The 18,168-nt window shown below is 37.4% G+C and carries 20 protein-coding genes; 2 read left to right on the plus strand and 18 right to left on the minus strand.

The window, feature by feature from the left end:
• Positions 1 to 112: 112 nt before the first annotated feature.
• Together V179_RS27785 and V179_RS0110740 are read right to left on the minus strand one after the other, a co-directional pair.
• Positions 113 to 574 carry a FixH family protein gene (locus V179_RS27785; RefSeq protein ID WP_034301015.1) on the minus strand — a complete coding sequence of 154 codons (462 nt, stop codon included), beginning with the start codon at positions 572 to 574 and terminating at the stop codon, positions 113 to 115.
• Positions 575 to 995: 421 nt separating this feature from the next.
• A complete protein-coding gene (locus tag V179_RS0110740; protein ID WP_028391442.1) occupies positions 996 to 1,277 on the minus strand; it encodes a hypothetical protein in 282 nt (93 codons plus the stop codon).
• A gap of 133 nt (positions 1,278 to 1,410) precedes the next feature.
• Here V179_RS0110740 and V179_RS0110745 point away from each other — a divergent pair, with 133 nt between their 5' ends.
• Positions 1,411 to 1,656 (plus strand): hypothetical protein, encoded by a 246-nt coding sequence (locus V179_RS0110745; RefSeq protein ID WP_028391443.1) that lies wholly within the window; start codon positions 1,411 to 1,413, stop codon positions 1,654 to 1,656.
• Positions 1,657 to 1,814: 158 nt separating this feature from the next.
• On the opposite strand, the gene V179_RS0110750 is transcribed toward V179_RS0110745, so the two are convergent.
• The 15 genes from V179_RS0110750 to V179_RS30015 form a co-directional block, all read right to left on the minus strand.
• Positions 1,815 to 2,735, minus strand: coding sequence for a CobW family GTP-binding protein (locus V179_RS0110750; RefSeq protein ID WP_028391444.1), 921 nt, complete (start codon positions 2,733 to 2,735; stop codon positions 1,815 to 1,817).
• Between the two features lie 162 nt (positions 2,736 to 2,897).
• The gene (locus tag V179_RS0110755; RefSeq protein ID WP_312859686.1) at positions 2,898 to 4,415 is read right to left on the minus strand and encodes a lmo1851 family serine protease; all 1,518 of its coding nucleotides are present in this window, start codon (positions 4,413 to 4,415) and stop codon (positions 2,898 to 2,900) included.
• A gap of 219 nt (positions 4,416 to 4,634) precedes the next feature.
• Complete coding sequence (gene deoD / locus V179_RS0110760; RefSeq protein WP_028391446.1) at positions 4,635 to 5,339, minus strand: purine-nucleoside phosphorylase; 705 nt, start codon at positions 5,337 to 5,339, stop codon at positions 4,635 to 4,637.
• A 422-nt stretch (positions 5,340 to 5,761) separates the two neighbouring features.
• Positions 5,762 to 5,932: a YozD family protein gene (locus V179_RS30010; RefSeq protein ID WP_084552308.1), complete on the minus strand. Its 171-nt coding sequence runs from the start codon at positions 5,930 to 5,932 to the stop codon at positions 5,762 to 5,764.
• 67 nt (positions 5,933 to 5,999) lie between these two features.
• Complete coding sequence (locus V179_RS27790; RefSeq protein WP_034301017.1) at positions 6,000 to 6,701, minus strand: hypothetical protein; 702 nt, start codon at positions 6,699 to 6,701, stop codon at positions 6,000 to 6,002.
• Positions 6,702 to 6,954: 253 nt separating this feature from the next.
• A complete protein-coding gene (locus V179_RS0110775; protein WP_028391447.1) occupies positions 6,955 to 7,176 on the minus strand; it encodes a YozE family protein in 222 nt (73 codons plus the stop codon).
• Positions 7,177 to 7,554: 378 nt separating this feature from the next.
• Positions 7,555 to 7,833, minus strand: coding sequence for a YokU family protein (locus V179_RS0110780; RefSeq protein WP_028391448.1), 279 nt, complete (start codon positions 7,831 to 7,833; stop codon positions 7,555 to 7,557).
• Between the two features lies 1 nt (position 7,834).
• On the minus strand, positions 7,835 to 9,253 hold the full coding sequence (kamA, locus tag V179_RS0110785; RefSeq protein ID WP_028391449.1) for a lysine 2,3-aminomutase: 1,419 nt from the start codon (positions 9,251 to 9,253) through the stop codon (positions 7,835 to 7,837).
• A gap of 104 nt (positions 9,254 to 9,357) precedes the next feature.
• Entirely contained in the window at positions 9,358 to 10,734 is a 1,377-nt protein-coding gene (locus tag V179_RS0110790) for a sigma-54 interaction domain-containing protein (protein WP_028391450.1), read from the minus strand.
• Between the two features lie 85 nt (positions 10,735 to 10,819).
• Positions 10,820 to 11,668 carry a putative beta-lysine N-acetyltransferase gene (gene ablB, locus V179_RS0110795; RefSeq protein WP_051404930.1) on the minus strand — a complete coding sequence of 283 codons (849 nt, stop codon included), beginning with the start codon at positions 11,666 to 11,668 and terminating at the stop codon, positions 10,820 to 10,822.
• A gap of 159 nt (positions 11,669 to 11,827) precedes the next feature.
• Complete coding sequence (locus tag V179_RS0110800) at positions 11,828 to 13,099, minus strand: peptidase (protein ID WP_028391452.1); 1,272 nt, start codon at positions 13,097 to 13,099, stop codon at positions 11,828 to 11,830.
• A gap of 5 nt (positions 13,100 to 13,104) precedes the next feature.
• Positions 13,105 to 13,773 carry a 3-oxoacid CoA-transferase subunit B gene (locus V179_RS0110805; protein ID WP_028391453.1) on the minus strand — a complete coding sequence of 223 codons (669 nt, stop codon included), beginning with the start codon at positions 13,771 to 13,773 and terminating at the stop codon, positions 13,105 to 13,107.
• Positions 13,752 to 14,453 carry a CoA transferase subunit A gene (locus tag V179_RS0110810; RefSeq protein WP_028391454.1) on the minus strand — a complete coding sequence of 234 codons (702 nt, stop codon included), beginning with the start codon at positions 14,451 to 14,453 and terminating at the stop codon, positions 13,752 to 13,754. Before V179_RS0110810 ends, V179_RS0110805 begins: the two co-directional genes overlap by 22 nt.
• 15 nt (positions 14,454 to 14,468) lie before the next feature.
• A complete protein-coding gene (locus V179_RS0110815) occupies positions 14,469 to 15,824 on the minus strand; it encodes an aspartate aminotransferase family protein (RefSeq protein ID WP_028391455.1) in 1,356 nt (451 codons plus the stop codon).
• 223 nt (positions 15,825 to 16,047) lie between these two features.
• Positions 16,048 to 16,191 (minus strand): YjcZ family sporulation protein, encoded by a 144-nt coding sequence (locus V179_RS30015; protein WP_084552310.1) that lies wholly within the window; start codon positions 16,189 to 16,191, stop codon positions 16,048 to 16,050.
• 267 nt (positions 16,192 to 16,458) lie between these two features.
• Here V179_RS30015 and V179_RS0110825 point away from each other — a divergent pair, with 267 nt between their 5' ends.
• Positions 16,459 to 17,544, plus strand: coding sequence for an SGNH/GDSL hydrolase family protein (locus V179_RS0110825; protein ID WP_028391456.1), 1,086 nt, complete (start codon positions 16,459 to 16,461; stop codon positions 17,542 to 17,544).
• Between the two features lie 77 nt (positions 17,545 to 17,621).
• Here the strand turns inward: V179_RS0110825 and V179_RS0110830 are convergent, their stop codons facing one another.
• Positions 17,622 to 18,134: a PTS sugar transporter subunit IIA gene (locus V179_RS0110830; RefSeq protein WP_028391457.1), complete on the minus strand. Its 513-nt coding sequence runs from the start codon at positions 18,132 to 18,134 to the stop codon at positions 17,622 to 17,624.
• Positions 18,135 to 18,168 lie beyond the last annotated feature (34 nt).

An 18,168-nucleotide genomic window follows, 5' to 3' on the forward strand; every position in this document is an offset into this window, starting at 1 on the left:
TTTACTTTTATATTACAAAATTAATTAATTAACACAAATTAGGATCTGAAAATTCAAAAAAAGGCATCCCATAAGAAGGGTTAGACCCTTATATGAGACACCTCTTTTTCTACTATTTATCATGATGGTTATGTTTAATATCATCATTCATCGATTTACTTGTACTCTTTTCTTCCGGTTCACTAGCAGTCCCAATTACAAATTCCTCTTTCGGCATATTATGCAAATCTTTAGCCGTAACATGAGCATAGACATAATAGGTACCTTCTTCTGAGAAGGTTTTCTCAAGTTGATATACCCCGTCTTTTAAATGTTTTACTTCAATCGTTTCATGGTTTTCGCTTTGTGATCGCCATATTTCAAATTTCACTTCATCCGCGTCCATTACTTCTTCGTCACCATATGTAACTTTTGCTTTAAAAGTAACAACATCATTCACTTCTGCCTGCTTAGGATTAATTGTCAAGTCTACATTAAGCATTTTGGGCTCAATATCTTTCTCCTGAAGGTTCGAACAAGCAACTAGAACAATCATCAAAACGATTACTAACATGCTTCCTACTTTTTTCCTCATTTTTCTTCCCCTTTATTATATATATATATATAACAAGATATCATAAATTTGGGAGTTAAATCAGTAATCATGTGACAAATTCCTGATAAAGTGAAACATTAATAAGTAGGGGTTTTCTTGATCTCCTACTTATTGTTTGTCCCGTTCTAGAGTCGCTAATATCTCCGCTCCGCTTCGATAAATCGACTCTACGAACCCGAATCAATGAATCACAGACTAAGTGCGCCGCGTCCTCATGTCTTCGTCTGTGTGACCCACATCCTGTGGGCCTCAACTAAACCGCTAAAAGAGCACATCGCTAAGTTTCACTGTATCTCACCAATCGGGATTTTACGGGGAGTTGTTATCCCCCACCTACACTTCGTTAATTCCTCTAAGCCTTGTGGTGGGAATTATACTGCCCGTTAATGCGGGATAATCACTATGGTGTCTGTGCTAATTTCTCCATTTCTTCAATATAAACTGAAAGCATCCTGCTCTTTTCTTCATCGTTTAAATTGGAATGATGAACTCTTTGTATGCATAAATAAAATTTCTCATACCGATTTTTCCTCGCTCTTGGATGACTGTTTTCATCAAGCAATTCAGCTTCTATTTTTTCGCGAAGCACATCATTTTCTTGACCACCGCTGTCTTCTACTATTCGATTCTTCCATAATTTCGAATAGATCTTCAATAGATATTTGTCGTTTTCTTCATTCATACTACTTCCCTCCATTGATTTACATAATTCCTTATATAAAGGTAATCCTAATGATAAATTATTTATGACATATTCTGTATACTAAAAAGAGAAGACAAATCAACTTAGACAACTGGATAAAGGAGTGATTCTATTGGCACAAGTTTACCGCTGCCCAAATTGCCGAACAAATAAATCTAGATTTAACCTCATTCAACAAGTCGCAACTTCTGTAAAAAAAGATCCTCAATCTGGAGAGGTTGTTCAAGAATACTCAAGTGATAATTTAGAGCCTTTTCATCTTCCATACCGCGGCCCAGAAGTAAGAGTCCAATGTGCTTCATGCGGCCTAATCGAAGACGAAAAAACCTTTGCTGCATTCGGCGAACGAAACTTGTAATTTTAATAAAGTAAAACTTCATTCAGTGGGGAGTTCTTTGTCCCCACTGATTGTTAGACCCATTCTAATATCATTAAATCACTGACAAAGCACACCGCATCTTCATGTCTATGTCTGTTGCCCACATCCTGTAAGCCTCAACTAAACACAAATGGATACTATTTTTCTTCCAAAGCTGTTAGCTGACTCCGGATTTCTTTTTCATTAAGTTGTTCACCAATAATAACTAGATTGAGTGGCATTTTTATTAATTCATTCATATAGATTGGCATACCATAGGAATACTGAAATAAGTATGGTTGCTCAGAGTTTGTAAAAGACACATAGCCCTTCATTCGATAAACTGTTGCTGGAAGAGCACGCAGCCATTCTTCGAAGGAGGTTTGATCCATAGCCTTTTTGAAGGTATGTACGATAGCTTGCAAATGCAAATGACTGTGTACGTTCAATTGACTATGTACATTTTTTTGGTTCATTTTCATTTTTTGTAAAGAAGAAAGTGATATTTTGGCATGTGTAGTTAGTAAACTTATTGCCTCAGGATTTATTGCTTGAATCGAATATACAAGCTGTCCAGCTTCTAGATCACTTACCAAGTCCTGTTTGTTTAAGAGGATAAAGTCTGCATGCTGTACCTGTTCTACCAAAAGCTGACGAAGCTGTGGTGACAATTCATTCCGATCTTTGAAACGAAGTAAATCAACTACTGTAATAATCCCACGATAATTTAATCTTTTAGCAAATAAAGGACTCATGATACTATCTAAAACCTCAACCGGATGAGCCGCTCCAGTTGTTTCTATATAAATCGCATCAAGTTCGTGCTCAGATAACAAACTATGTATTTGTACCTCCAACTTATCTTGTATAGTACAGCAAATACAGCCTCCTAGAAGCTCCTTGAAAGGAACATCAGCCCCTAGTGCTGCTGATTCGACAGATACACTGCCCAGTTCATTTAATAAAATTGCGGCTTTACGCCCTGCTTCATTTTCCTGTTGAATTATTTCCTTTAATAAAGTTGTTTTCCCACTGCCTAGAAAACCACCTAAAATGTATACCTCGGTCATTTTTTCCATTCTAAATATACTCCTGATTCAAATCGATTTAGTTTCACTAGCAGTGTACCATAAATAGACGTACAAAACATGAGATCTTGCTGTGTTATTCTATATACGACGAAACTTCAATAAAGAAAACCAGCAAAGTGTCCTGGTAAGGAGACTTTGCTGGTTTAGCTGTTATTTACTAGTATTTAACTGACTTTCCAGTACTTCCGATGCTTTTTTTAGCTGTGTATCGTTTGCTAGAATCTTTTCTCGCAAAACTTGCATAAGCTTTATCGTAGATTCTCCAGTAAGTACACCTGTTGCTTTAATACTGTGGTCTTTTTGGAATTGAGACACTGCATTTTCAGTTTCGTTGTCAAAGAATCCATCAATTTTGCCTGGTTTATATCCCGCTGCTTCTAACATCTTCTCGGCCGTTTTCACTTCGACACCTGACTCAGACACCTTCAATGCTTTATCAGGTGAAATATAAGTAAGACTTGCGTAATCTGGAAGCTTTACCAAAACATCTGGTTCAATTCCTTTGGTATGTATCCAGTTTCCATTAGGGGTCAACCATTTAGCCGTTGTATATTTAAAGTTAGAGCCGTCTTTAAAATCTGTTGCGGTTTGTACAGTTCCTTTACCGAATGATTTTTCCCCAATAAGCTTAATTCCTGCTGATTCGCTAACCGCAGCAGCTACAATTTCTGAGGCACTAGCACTGCCGCCATCAATTAACACGACTACAGGTTTTTCAAATATACCATTGTTTCTGGCGTTAGCCACCTGTTTCTCACCTGCTCGATTTTCCACTTGTAGGATAGGCTTGCCATCCGGGACAAAAATACTAGCTATTTCTTCAGCTTGGTCAAGAAGCCCACCTGGATTACCTCGCAAGTCTAGAATCATGCCTTTCATACCCTGTTTATCCATTTCCTCAATTGCTTGTTTTAAATCATTCGCAGTATCTGTGGAGAAACTTGTTACCTGAATTTTCGCAATATGATTGTCCAGCATTTCGGCATAAACTGTTTCAACTGGGATGGTATCACGTGTGATTGTAATTTCAATTGGTTTTTCAGATCCTTCTCGAGAAATTTCCAATTCAACTTTTGTACCTTTTTTCCCTCTTATCTTCATGACTGCTTCGGTTGAGCTTACACCTTCTAAACTGTCACCATTCACGCTTAAAATTAAGTCATTAGGCTTAATTCCTGCTTTCTCTGCAGGGGAACCCTTTATGGGAGAAACTACCATAATAAATGAGTTTGCCTGTTGAATTTCTGCTCCTATTCCTTCAAATGAAGAAGAAATACTTTCTTGAAAGCTTTTTGCTTCTTCTTGATTCATATAGGTAGAGTATGGATCATCAAGCGCTTTAATCATTCCATCAATAGCACCGTTTACAAGTTCCTTTTCATTTACATCTTTATAAAAATTATTCTTTAATGTGTCATAAGTAGAATAAAGTTTTGCGAATTCAGGATGTTCGCCAGTAGACATTTGAGTAGATAAAGACGATTCGACCTTATCTGTTCCAAAAGTTAACGCAATCGTAGTAATTCCTGCTGTTAAAAAAACAAGTAAAAATATCCCCATGATAAACGGAAACCTTCTCATTTTAACATATCTGGTCTTTTCTGGAGAATCTGTTTGTTTATTTTCTTCTTCCAATGCGTGTTCACCACTTTCAGGTTGTGCCTTCAAATTTTACTCGTGTTCATTAAATGAATCTACGTATTTTGTATGTAAAATTATTTTACCAGATTTATGTCTTTCCGAAAAATATTAATGTTTAGTATAAGTTAAAAATTATTGGGTATGTGTGAGGGATAGTATACCATATTTATTCAATCGACATACTTTCCCCAACATCATTTATAGAACATCTGGTTAACTAGCTATCTGTCCGAGAAGAATATTATGTTATTCTTGAACGGCTGCTTCTAAGGCAACTTCTATCATTTCATTGAATGTAGTTTGCCGTTCCTCTGAAGTCGTTTCTTCTCCAGTAAGAATATGATCACTAATTGTCAAAATAGACAAGGCTTTTCGACCAAACTTAGCAGCAAGCGTGTAAAGTGCAGCAGACTCCATTTCTACTGCAAGGATTTGGTATCTTGCCCATTTTTCTAAATCACTGTTGTCATTGTAAAAATGATCTGCTGTAAAGACATTTCCGGCCTTTAGTTGCAAACCTTTCGCAACGCCTACTTCATATGCTTTTCTTAATAAATCGAAATCTGCTGTTGGTGCATAATCAATACCACCAAATGTTAAACGATTCATTTGAGAATCTGTTGAAGCGCTCATAGCGAGAATAACATCACGTACCTTTACGTCTTTTTGGATGGCTCCGGCTGTTCCGACACGAATAAGGTTTTGAACATTATAGCTATTAATCAATTCATTAACATAGATAGAAATTGAAGGGACACCCATTCCCGTACCTTGAACAGAAATTCTTTTTCCTTTATAAGTGCCTGTATAGCCAAACATGTTTCTAACTTCATTGTATAGTGTAGCATTTTCTAAAAAAGTTTCTGCTATATATTTTGCACGAAGTGGATCTCCAGGTAACAAGACCGTTTCTGCAATTTCATTTTCTTTTGCACCAATATGTACACTCACTTTTGTTTCCTCCTCTAAAGCTTGATTAATAAATATCGCAAATAACTATACCACAACATCGTCCATAATTGAAAATGTGTACGGAATCTTCATTATAATTGATTTTTAGTAATAATGCATTTTATTCACAAGCATTGTCCGTTCATCTAAACGATTTTCGGCTAACGAAAGTGCTTTTAGATTCTAATGATAATATGCTCATCTGTACAATTTGAAATCTGGAAATACAAAGTTACCTTATTTCCCCTCTAGCGCATCAAAAAAAAGCATTGCTTTAGAAGTAACAATGCTTTGGTGTCCATGTATGTTTTTTGACAAAGTCACTATTTTAATACACCGTTAGCCTGACTTTTTTTAAGAAGTGAGGGGTTATCCGTTAAAGTGCGTATAACTGATGTGGGAAAATAAAATATTCCCTAGAGTTATTCCTCAGTATCTTCATCAATAATACATTTATCAAGCAAATAATCGAATGTGATGTCTGCAAGATCTTCTAACTCCTCTTCAGTCGGGATATAGCCCCGTTTCATTAACTCCTGATAGAAGAATTCCGCAATTTCTTCTGTATCAATAAATACTTCAATTTCTCGCATGTCATCGCCCCCTTATTAAAGATGTATGAGTCTGATAGATGAAATATGACTGCTTGATCTAATTCCTTTAATTCTTTAATTTTCCATCGCCTGCTGTATCTTCTACGGTCTTTTTTATTTTCAAAAGTGCTATTTTCATCACATGAAAATAATCTTCATCTCCGAACCATTTATACAATATTTGATAATCATTATAAAGATCGAGTAGGCTATCGATAATTTCCTTTTTATCACGACCTTGAACATGTGAGATTGATTCTGTTTTTTGTCCATTTTTTTTCAATGAATCGGCTGCTTTCGAAACTTTTTTCTGGTCCTCAATAAGACCTAATTTAGACATGATACTTTCCGCACGATCTGCATCAGCAATTAATGTGATTTCTTCCTCATGAGCTTCTAACCACTCTCCATCGGAAATCCTAGAAAGTTCATAAACAATATCTTCCCAAGCATCTTCTTTATAACGCCATATCTCAGTTCTGAAGCCAAGTATTCTAAAATAATCACGCTCATATCCATCAACTTGAACTAGATCACCGAACGTAAATTTATATTCAATATCTATGTGCTCTGTATCTGACACTAACTCACCTTCATATTCTTCAACACTTTGAAGTGTGTTTTCTAAATATAGCCCTTGACTATTATTCACTTCATACACAAAAGATCCATCCATAAATTTTACATCAGTAATTTTTCCCACTGTCCCATACATGGTAATGACTACTGTATCGCCTTTCTTAAATTTCGGCTGCTTCTTTTTCCCCATAAGAGACATCCCCTTATATTTCGGTCCAATATGTTTGATAATATAAAGTATATGCAGATTCTATTCTCTGCGTTAACCTGAATTCTCTAATGTTTTTTTGCTAAACCTATTAAAATCTCATAAAAAAAAGCCAGTCCTTTTTCAGTGATAAAAGGAACTGGTTGGTAAGGTATATTTATTAATTTGGTGAGTTCCTTAGAGGCACTCCTTTATCGAAATAGGCTCAGATCAAACAAAGAATGATATGAACTGTTTAGCTCTGCTCATTCAATATATACTCGTCCCAAGCTTCATCAAAAATTGCCATACTTCTAAGATAATGTCCATTCATTTCTAAATACCTGCTGAGTTCATCATAATTATTAGACTGCTTCGGAAACGTATGATCGTTAAATGCTTCATTGGCAAATTTCGTAATTTCATCTACTTCTTTCGGCTGGCGATATTTCATTAAGTACGTGTAAAAAGGCTTCATCATTAACCTCCAAAATAAAGTCAAACATCAATCAGGCTTTTACGGGCAGTTACCACCCACCTGCGCTTCTTCGATTCCTCCAAGGCTTGAGGTGGGGGCTACTGACCATTAAAGTCGGATAAAATAAATCTGATTTTAATATAATGGAGTTTTGTCTAATCGTCAAAAGAAGGTGTATCAAAACTAGCTGCCCATATACTTTATATACCGCAGTATTGACACGATAGATCGTGTAGATGCGTGAACTAAAGTCTATCGTTACAGGACAAACGTTCACAATTTGTTAATATTCCCCTCCATACACCCTCTTCTTGCTAACTTTTCGTCATTAAATGTATGACTAATTTACAAATTTGGAACAGAGTAAATCGTAGAAATTCACGAAAAATCAAAATAGTTTCGCTTAAGCAGTCGTTTCATCTTCATCAAATCTTGATAATCGACTGTCTTACTTAAATCCACCGTTGAAATTAAGAACAGTTGGTCTTCAATTTGTTTCACCGTTTCATCACTTTGATAAACAGCTCCACAGTTTTCACAAGTATAAGTAGGTGTATTTAAGATTTCAATCGCTTTTGTACCGTCAGGAAGTTCCCAAAAGACTGAGCCGGAACCAAGTACTACACCAGTTACTTCACACCAGGTGCATGTATCCATTTTAATCCCCCTTATCATGATCGCTCTTTGCAGATGACATTTTCTTCAGCTGTGACTGATATTTCTTTTCTTTTAAGATGTCACGCTTTTCACGTTGATCTTTTAATGTGCTATGGTCAGGGTTATTTTCATATGCTTCACGCCGATATAGACGTTCTAATCCTTCTGGGACCAAATTAAACTTACTTTCATTCAACAAACCGGCAATACCGATATTTGATCGTTTATTTCCTACTTCCGGATAAATACTTGAAAAGTATTCATCTGCTCGCCCTGGTGCGTAATCCTCTGGTTCAGGATACGTTGAAATAACACCTTCAAAATTCCGAAGTACTGTTTTCTCAGGTGATTGCGAAATGATATAGTTAGGCTGTAGTGTAATTTTTCCTCCGCCACCTGGTGCATCGACGACAAAGGTTGGAACCGCATATCCTGATGTATGTCCTCTGAGCCCTTCGATAATCTCAATTCCTTTTGATATCGGTGCCCTGAAATGACCGATTCCTTCAGACAAATCACACTGGTAAATATAATAAGGTCTGACGCGAATTTTCACGAGATCATGCATCAACTTTTTCATAATCGGGACACTGTCATTGATACCAGCGAGAATGACTGCTTGATTGCCTACAGGGACTCCAGCATCAGCAAGCATTTCACACGCTTTCTTTGCTTCTTCTGTAATTTCAATTGATGTATTGAAATGTGTATTGAGCCATACTGGATGATATTTCTTTAAAATCGCACATAAATTTTCGGTGATCCGATGTGGAAAAACAACAGGTGCACGGGTACCAATCCTGATAATTTCTACATGTGGAATTTCACGTAGATTTTTCAAAATATACTCCAGAATCGTGTCGTTAATCAATAGACCATCGCCGCCAGATAAGAGAACATCACGGACAACAGGTGTTTCCCTAATATATTGAATCGCCGCATCAAGTTGTTTTTTTGGAACCCCCATTCCAATCTGTCCGGAAAACCTTCTTCGTGTGCAATACCTGCAATACATCGAACATTGATTAGTCACTAAAAACAGAACTCGATCAGGATAACGATGGGTTAAGCCTGGTACTGGGGAATCTTCATCTTCATGAAGCGGATCTTCCATATCGTATTTCGTTTTATGCATTTCGCTTGATATCGGAACACTTTGCATTCGAATCGGACATCGTGGATCATCAGGATTCATTAATGAGGCATAATAGGGTGTTATATTTAGTGGAATGGTTTTCGTTGAAATTCGAACACCTTCTTCTTCATCTGGTGTTAAGTGAATCACTTTCTTCAAATCATCTAATGTTCGTATCGTATTCGTAAGCTGCCAAATCCAATCATTCCACTTTTCATCCGTAACATCTTGCCACAATTCAATATTTCTCCAGTGTCGATCAGGCTTATATAAATCGAATAACATAATGGTTCCCCCTTGCATCTTGATATTACTAGTTAATGCAAGATGCATGCCATAATAGACAAAAATCATGATTTTCATCAAAAAATAATGATCATCGATTCACTCTATTCGGTTTTATTCAGCTTATACTGAAGTGTTTGTCGCGGTATTTGAAGCAACTTAGCCGCTTGCAGAATATTTCCTTTGGTTTTCATTAAAGCATTGGTAATTAACTTCTCTTCGGTTTTCTTCAAAGTTTCTCTTAAAGGATGAATCTCTAGTATATGTGTATCCTTAATCTTAAGAAATGGAGGCAAGTCCTGAAAGTGAAGTAAGGTAGTCTCAGTAACATTCATCATATATTCAATCGTATGCTTAAGTTCCCTTACATTTCCTGGCCATTTATATGCGTGGAAAAACTTTAGTAAATCAGGTTCGATACCGCTTATATGCTTTTGCATTTTCGTATTAAAATAAGAAATAAAATGTTCAGAGAGTAGTTCGATGTCTTCTGGCCGCTGATTTAAAGGGGGTAATTCATAACTTAATACATTCAAACGGTAGTATAAGTCCGGCCGAAGCAATTGCTCTTGTAGAGCTTTTTCGGGATGCTTATTCATCGCCGCCATTATTCTTACGTCTACTCTACTATTCTTCGAACCTCCTATTCTTCTTATCAGTCCATCTTCAAGCACCCGCAATAATTTAGTTTGTAACTGAAGCGGCATTGATTGTAATTCATCTAGAAATAAAGTTCCACCGTGGGCTAATTCAAACAACCCCGCGCGCTCTACTGCACCAGTATAGCTACCTTTTGCTGTTCCAAATAATAAACTTTCTAGCAATGACTCTGGAAGCGCTGCACAGTTTTGAGCGATAAAGGGAGCATTTCTTCTAGATGAAGCAGCATGAATGCTTTGGACAAACAATTCCTTTCCTACCCCACTTTCACCATAAACAAGCACAGAAGAATTGGAATTTGCGGCTTTTTTTCCTTGATGAATCACCTGTAAAAACTCCGGATTCACCGTTAATAAATCAGAAAATGTATAGTGAACACTATTCGTTGCACCCTTATTCTTTTTCTGACTAGTATCGCTTTGCTTTAGGTCAAGCAATCGTTCCGATAAAGCTTTCAAAGTGGAATAATCTTTGGCAATTTCAATGGCTCCAATCAATTCTCCATTCATATGCAACGGCAAGGTCGTATTGATGGTTTCAATCATTTTTCCATGTATATTCATATAAGACTGTCGTTTATCTTTAATTGGTTCTCCTTTCTCTATGACCTTTAATAATGTAGATGTATGGCGATTTAGAGATGGAAAGGATTGTATGAGTGGTTCCCCTAGCACCTCTTCAACCTTCATCCGATCCCGTTCTGCTGCCACTTTATTGTAAAAAATCGTATCCCCTTTTGTATTGATAACATGAATGCCTTCATCAATGCTCGTTAAAATGGCTTCTAACACTTCTCTAGTCGTATAAAATTCCTGATTCACATTCATTCACCCCTTCAAGGCTTACTTAATAAAGTATATGAAAGAGTGCCTGAATCTTGTCAGATTACTGCTGATTTTTCAGCATTTACAATATGTTTTTCACCCAAATATTCATATCTTCTAGTTTATCGAAAATATAACAGTTATTCGCTAATCTACCACGGTACGTATAATCTAATGAATAAAAGGCAGCATTTATCCCATATGAAAGTGCTCTTGCAATAGAATACACACAAAAGATTTGCTGTGCAGCCAAGTATTTTTCTAGCTCGCAAATTAAGTGCTTCATTATTCCGAATTGCCGATGCTCCGGCAGTGTCGCACAATCGGTTATTTCAGCATTATGATAATGGCTGTTTACTTCTGCTGAGGCAGCACTAACAATTTTTTCTTTAAAAAGGCACACATAAAAGACAGCATCGTTTTCGATACATTTTTTCACATATTCTGGATCATTCATCGGAACAGGATAGATTTCAAAAACTCGTTGATATAAACGTGCTAATTCTTCTGCATCAGCTCTATTTGCTTTTCTTATCGTATAGCCTAAAGGAAGCTGTTTTCTTTGTTCAACGGAACTAAGGGATAATACTCGTGTTAAAATTTCGTCTTCTTCTTTCCAATTTATACTGTTTCGACGCTCATTTTGATAATATTTTGCAAAAAAACAACAATCACTACCCAAAAAATACTTATCGATACTTGCTTCGAAAACAAAACCAGCTAAAATCAGTTCTTTGAAATATTCCTGTCTTGCTTTAACAATCAGTTTCTCTGCACCGATTTTTAACATGGCTTCATCCGCCTCTTTTAAACAAAGCGTAATATTTCCTAAATGATCATCCATTCGCACCCGTTTATTAAAAGGATCGATAACTAGTTTTACATAATAGCCATCTCCATTTATCTCTTTTTCCATTGGTATATGATTCATTACCCTTCCCCTTTTACTTCATTTTGTATTTAGTGTACCAAAAAATCACGAAAGAGTCAGACCTCACATGCTCTCCCTTATATTTTTGGATAATTTTATCCGTAAATATTAGGGAGAGCAGTATATCGCCTAACCCATATGGACAAATCTCTTTGGTTTTCATTCTTCAGCAACTTCACACCAGTCAAGAATCGTAATCGCAATGATTTGAGCTGCTTCGATCATTTTTTCTATTTCAATATATTCATTGGCATCATGGGCTAATTCGGTTTTTCCTGGTCCAAACACAATGGTCGGGATCCCGCCGACTCCAGATAAATAACCACCATCCGTAGCCCATGGTGAAGCTTCCAATTTCGCTTCTCTGTTCATTTTTTCTTTATAAGCAGCTTGCATTGTTTGAAGAAACGGGTGATCTAAATCGATATATCCCGGCAACCATCGTGCTCCAAAAAATTCAAGTTCAACCGGTTTATTGCTAAACCAGTCAAATGAGGAATTTAATTCTTTAATACACGCTTTTAAGCTCTCTTTTGCATCTTCTACTGTTTCAAAAGGAGCAACGCCTAATCGACCTTCCAAAATGACTGTATCAGGAACAGATGACGGCCATTCACCGCCATGGATTTTTCCGAGATTGATGGGAATTGGGATGGAGATATTTTCGTACAGAGGATGTGTGAGTGCTTCGTTTCTTTTATTCTCTAAGTCTCTTATCGCTTCAATAACAAAAATGGATTGTTCAATGGCACTCACACCCTCATATCGTGTACCAGCGTGAGCTGATTTTCCTTTTACGATAAGTCTAAACCACATCGAACCTTGTTGTAGCGGAAAGATTTTCATATTTGTAGGCTCAGGAATAATCGCTCCGTCTGCACGATACCCTCGCAATACGGCTGCAAGTGTTCCTGCCCCACCGCTCTCCTCTTCAATTACACTTTGAAAAATCATATCTCCTTTTAAGTTGATTCCACTTGCCAAAATTGCTTCAATCGCCAACAATAATGATACATTGCCACCTTTCATATCTGTAGAGCCTCTACCATAGACTCTTCCATTCATAATTCTCCCGCTAAAAGGATCGATTTCCCAATCATTTTGATTCCCTTCAGGTACAACATCGATATGTCCATTCAAAAGAATAGACTTTCCTAACCCCTTCCCTTTTTTTATCGCGACAAGGTTTGGATTACCCATAAAATCACTACGATCACAGTGAAAGTGCGGGTGATTTTTTAATACATCATCACCAATCTCCCAAATATCCAATTCTAGACCGAGTTCTCGGCATTTTTCAATGATAATCGCTTGTGCACCTCCCTCATTCCCGCGCTTACTTGGTTCTTGTATCAGCTTTGACAATAATTTGACTCCTTTTGTATAATTCTCGTTAATCCAATCTATCACTTTATGTTTTTTATCCATCATAATCTCTACCTTTCTTTTATAATGCGAATATGATTGGCCCGCTTTACTTCAGTATCCGTTTTCGCTACAACATCATCAAATGTATAAGTCTCGAACAAGTCGGTTAACACTAGTCCTTCAAAAGTCACGGTAAAAACACCTAGCTCGGTAATGATCATATGTACACAGTTAGGAGCTGTCAGCGGCAATGTACAAGCTTTTACTAGCTTTGAAGCTCCGCTTTTGTCAAAATGATTCATTACAACGATGACCTTTTTTGCTTTGGCTGCTAAATCCATTGCACCACCCATCCCTGGAATTCGCTTCCCTGGAACAATCCAATTCGCAAGATCACCATTACCACTAACTTGCAACGCACCTAAAATCGTTAAATCAATCCGTTCTGACCGAATGATTCCAAAAGCCGTAGCACTATCGCAATACGAGCCTCCGGTCTGCAACGTGACAGGATGCCCCCCTGCGTTACAAAGGTTTCCATCTTCCTTTCCAGATTCAGGAGATGGTCCCATTCCAATGATTCCATTCTCAGCATGAAACATGACTGGGAAATTTTTTGGTAAAAAATCAGGAACTAGAGAAGGAATACCAATCCCAAGATTGACGAGCATGCCCTGCTTAATTTCTTGGGCAGCTCGCTTTGCTAGTTTCTTTCTTATTTCTGCTCCCATGCCCATTGCCAATTCACTCCTTTCGATTCCACAATATAATCGACAAAAACCCCTGGAGTGATAATTTCTTCTGGGTTCAATGTACCACAGGGGACAATTTCTAATGCTTCGACGATCGTTATTTTTCCAGCAGTTGCAACAAAAGGATTTGAATTTCTGGCACTTTTATCAAAAATTAAGTTTCCATAATCATCAGCCTTTTTTGCATAAACAATTGCAACGTCGCTCGTTATGGCTGGCTCAATTAAGTATTCTTTTTCTGCTACTTTTACTTTTTCTTTATTTCGGTTTACAATTTCAGCCTCAATGCCTATGTCAGATAAGATACCACCAAGCCCCATTCCACCTGCTCGAATACGTTCAATCAATGTTCCTTGTGGAGAAAATTCAATTTCAAGCTCGCCAGCATTCATATAGGCCCCTGCGTTGGGATTAGAACCAATATGAGAAACTATTAATTTTTTTGCTCGTTTTTTTGTAATGACTTTTCCGATCCCAATATCAGGAAAACCAGCATCTGTACCGATTAAAGTTAGATTCTTAATCCCAGTTTCTAAAATAAGATCTACCAATCCCGGCGGTGTACCAACTCCTCCAAAACCACCGAATAAGATGCTCATTCCATCTTTAAATAGCGGGGTTAAACTGGAACGATTCGTTACTTTCTTAAACATGTTTTCTGTCATCTTTCACACCGCCTATTAAATTTCCTCATTCACATTCAACAAATATTTTTCAGCCCATTCTTCCAATACAGTTTCGAAGCGGTTTATTAATTCATCGATTTCTTTTTCGGTGATTGTTAAAGGTGGTGCGACAATAATGGCAGCACCTGTGACCCCTTCTTCACCAGCTGCTGCAGGATATAATAGCAAGCCGTGCTCCATTGCAAGCTTAATCACTGTATTTGTTATAGAAGCGTCTAGCGGAAAAGGTTTTTTCGTTTTTTTATTTTGAACAAATTCAATACCAAGAAGGAGACCTTTTCCTCGAATATCACCTATAAAGGAATACTTCTGTTCCAATGAGTGCAACTTGTTTTTCAAATATACACCGGCGGTTGCTGCATGTTCAGCTATATCATGCTTGGTAAGATAATTGAGAACAGCAAGTGAGATCGCGCAAGATAATGGATTTGCGCTAAAGGTATGCCCCCCCATAATTATTTTTGAACCGTGTAGAATCGCCTGAATAATAGGATCCGAAACAAGAGTAGCTGCGATCGGCGTGTATCCCCCGCTCAAACCTTTTCCAAGTGTCACAATATCAGGCTTTACTCCCCAATGTTCTGAAGCAAGTAATTTCCCCGTACGCCCCATTCCTGTCATCACTTCATCAGCAATAAATAAGACATTGTATTTCTCGCAAATTTGCTTCAACTTTTGAAAATAGCCGTTAGGTGGTGTTATGGCCGCTCCCGCTGCTCCTATGACTGGTTCAGCAATGAAGGCGGCTACATGATTCTCCCCAATTCTTCTGATTGCTGCTTCAAGCTCATTCGCACAAGCAAGTCCGCATGATTTGCTATCCAGTTGCATCGGACAACGATAACAATATGGTGCAGAGATTGCCGGATACGATTCCAGAATTTCAGTAAATCGCTCTCGACGCACTGGATGTCCAGACATGGACAAGGCACCAAGCGTGATTCCGTGATAGCTCATCCACCTCGAGATGATTCGATTCTTTTGTGGTTTTCCTCTTTCCTGCCAATATTGAATAGCTAGCTTCATCGCTGTCTCTGTTGCTTCTGACCCACTATTCACGAAAAAACTCCAAGGATAGTCGCCGTGCGTTAAATCTGAAAGTTTTAATGCGAGCTGTTCTGCCGCTTCACTGGTAAACTGTGAACGATACACAAACGAAACCTTCTCAGCTTGTTCAATCATAGCTTTAGTAATTTCTTCTACTCCATGACCGATATTCGCTGTCACTGCTCCAGAGCATCCATCAAGATACTCTTTTCCAAAAGCATCGTAAAGAAACACTCCCTTCCCATGACTAATAACTGGATATTCCACATCGAGTACTGGTTTAATTAATGACGATTTCCCCATTTTGCAGCACTCCTTTTCACTTATCTTACGAACCGTATAATCTAATGTATGTCTTTTAAGTCGCAATCTTTCTTCCCGAAAATAAAATGTTATTGCTAACATAGTTGCTTCTTCATTTACTCTGATTCAGCTTCGATAGAAAGAACTTCGTTTTTTTCTTTTTTTTCAGTTTAAAAAAGGAAAAACCGACCTTATAATAAGGCCGGTTACTTTTTTTATTTCGTTAGCAACAGAAAGATGCACCAATGATGATTAATAGGATAAACAACACCACAATTAGGGCGAAACCGCCGGCGAAACCGCCGCCGCCGTATCCACAACATCCGCCACCATATCCGTAACCACCGTATCCGCCATATCCGTACATTACATTCACTCCTCTTTTTGATATCTCTTACATTTTTACAATATGCAACTGCGCCCGATTCGGTCTGTGCATTTGCCTATTTTTTTCGACCGCTCAATTTATCTAAAGACAGTTTCCTATAAAAAATGACTGTATGCACTTTTTATATTGCGAAGTTATTTGTAGAATAGGTTATACTATGAGGAGAATGAAGACAGGTGTATTCGAGAAGCCTCCAAGCTCCACTATAAAACAACTTATATTTTTATAAAAAAGGTTTGAGACATAATGAAAAGTAAAATTATTATGACATTTATCGCTTTATTCCTAACCACGAGTATACTGTTTGTATTTTTGCTTAATCAGAAAACTTATGGAAATGAAACTCTTCCAAATGTATACGAAAAGATAAAAACGAACAAACCGATTCGCTATTTAGTGATCGGCGATAGCATAGGCAGAGGTTCAGGAGCAGCAACTCCAGAAGAGCGCTGGTTTGTCCGTTTAGAGAATATGATGAAACAAAAAGAGAATATTAAGATATCAGGAGATTATATCGTTCAAAGTGGCGCTACTGCATTTGAAGGACTCTATAATTTTTCTCAAACAACAATAAAAGAACCACCTGATCTTGTCTTTATTGTTTTTGGAGAAAACGACCGAAAATACATGTCGGCAAACGATTTCGGAGAAATTTATGAGGCTTTAGTGAGAAAGGTAAAAACACGTTTTCCTAATGCTGAAATTTTTACCATAACCGAAAGCTCCCTTACTTTTTACGACTTTGCTGACGAAATCATGAAAATTTCTAGGCATTATGGAACCGCACATCTTGACATGCGTCCAGTCTTTGCCAAATCCGGCTTAAGCATGGAGCAACTTACAAAAGATTTTATTCACCCGAACGGAATAGGCTATCAGCTTTATGCTAATGAGATATATTCGCAATTACTTAGTCATACAATTGAAGATAAAGTAATTGCCCCTTTGTCTATTCCTCTATATAGGCAAAAGGACTTGAACCTGATTAAAATAAATAAGCCAAGCCGTATAAATGGTTTTAATCATTCCTCATTGGGCTTTGTCAGTGAATTAAAAGGTAATTATATCGAGTATGATTTTACTGGAACTATTCTAGGGGGGATTTTCTTAAGAACTCCCATCGGTGGAAAGCTTGATGTATTTATCGATGGGAATTATACGACTACGATCGACACATGGTGGCCTTTTTCAAAAGAACGATATCTCTATATCACAAATGGTTTATCCAACGGAATACATAAGGTTCGTTTTGAAACAAGTGGTACAAAATCATTAATGAATCTTACGGGTAAAGCCGATGTTCACATCATCAGTATTATTACAAATAAATAAAGGGTCAGACCTCACAACCTATACATCGTTTATAGGTTGTGAGGTCTGACCTTGTTGATATGGCTCAACCTCGTTATTTACTTAATCGTTACTTTAAAAAATTGAGTTTCCCCTCTAGTTAAAGATGTTTCAGTCGTTTTTACAATTGACTCCACATCATCGCTATTTGTAATAATTATTGGAATAATAGTACTTTTTGCTTTTTCTTTAATAATCGTTTGATTAAAGGAAATGAGTTTATCTCCCATTTTCACTTTATCCCCTGCACTAACAAAGGCTTCAAAGCCTTCACCATTTAATCCTACTGTTTCGAGGCCGATATGAATAAGAATTTCCGCTCCATTTAGAGCCTTAATCCCAACTGCATGCTTTGTCGGGAATACTTGTACAATTTCTCCATCAACAGGTGAATATACTGTATCTTCGCCCGGTTCTATTGCAAGGCCATCCCCCATCATTTTCTCTGCAAATACTGGATCAGGAACATCCTCCAAAGCTACCACGCTCCCATTCATTGGAGCGAATAAAACGATTTCTTTATTAACTGGAACGGACTCCTCCGTTTTCTTCCCAAATAATTTCTTAAACATATAAATCTCCTTCCCTATCTTACATGGTCGAACA

Source organism: Bacillus cihuensis (assembly GCF_000504145.1).
Lineage (GTDB): Bacteria > Bacillota > Bacilli > Bacillales > DSM-1321 > Peribacillus > Peribacillus huizhouensis.

What these genes read in the sequence shown, in the direction of transcription:
- V179_RS0110740 (WP_028391442.1), bottom strand. Translation starts at nt 1,277, where the DNA reads ATGAATGAAGAAAACGACAAATATCTATTGAAGATCTATTCGAAATTA.
- V179_RS30015 (WP_084552310.1), bottom strand. Translation starts at nt 16,191, where the DNA reads ATGTACGGATATGGCGGATACGGTGGTTACGGATATGGTGGCGGATGT.
- V179_RS27785 (WP_034301015.1), bottom strand. Translation starts at nt 574, where the DNA reads ATGAGGAAAAAAGTAGGAAGCATGTTAGTAATCGTTTTGATGATTGTT.
- V179_RS30010 (WP_084552308.1), bottom strand. Translation starts at nt 5,932, where the DNA reads ATGCGAGAAATTGAAGTATTTATTGATACAGAAGAAATTGCGGAATTC.
- V179_RS27790 (WP_034301017.1), bottom strand. Translation starts at nt 6,701, where the DNA reads ATGGGGAAAAAGAAGCAGCCGAAATTTAAGAAAGGCGATACAGTAGTC.
- V179_RS0110780 (WP_028391448.1), bottom strand. Translation starts at nt 7,833, where the DNA reads ATGGATACATGCACCTGGTGTGAAGTAACTGGTGTAGTACTTGGTTCC.
- ablB (WP_051404930.1), bottom strand. Translation starts at nt 11,668, where the DNA reads ATGAATCATATACCAATGGAAAAAGAGATAAATGGAGATGGCTATTAT.
- kamA (WP_028391449.1), bottom strand. Translation starts at nt 9,253, where the DNA reads ATGTTATTCGATTTATATAAGCCTGATCGACACTGGAGAAATATTGAA.
- V179_RS0110825 (WP_028391456.1), top strand. Translation starts at nt 16,459, where the DNA reads ATGAAAAGTAAAATTATTATGACATTTATCGCTTTATTCCTAACCACG.
- V179_RS0110805 (WP_028391453.1), bottom strand. Translation starts at nt 13,773, where the DNA reads ATGGGCATGGGAGCAGAAATAAGAAAGAAACTAGCAAAGCGAGCTGCC.
- V179_RS0110815 (WP_028391455.1), bottom strand. Translation starts at nt 15,824, where the DNA reads ATGGGGAAATCGTCATTAATTAAACCAGTACTCGATGTGGAATATCCA.
- V179_RS0110830 (WP_028391457.1), bottom strand. Translation starts at nt 18,134, where the DNA reads ATGTTTAAGAAATTATTTGGGAAGAAAACGGAGGAGTCCGTTCCAGTT.
- V179_RS0110800 (WP_028391452.1), bottom strand. Translation starts at nt 13,099, where the DNA reads ATGATGGATAAAAAACATAAAGTGATAGATTGGATTAACGAGAATTAT.
- V179_RS0110775 (WP_028391447.1), bottom strand. Translation starts at nt 7,176, where the DNA reads ATGAAGCCTTTTTACACGTACTTAATGAAATATCGCCAGCCGAAAGAA.
- V179_RS0110810 (WP_028391454.1), bottom strand. Translation starts at nt 14,453, where the DNA reads ATGACAGAAAACATGTTTAAGAAAGTAACGAATCGTTCCAGTTTAACC.
- V179_RS0110750 (WP_028391444.1), bottom strand. Translation starts at nt 2,735, where the DNA reads ATGGAAAAAATGACCGAGGTATACATTTTAGGTGGTTTTCTAGGCAGT.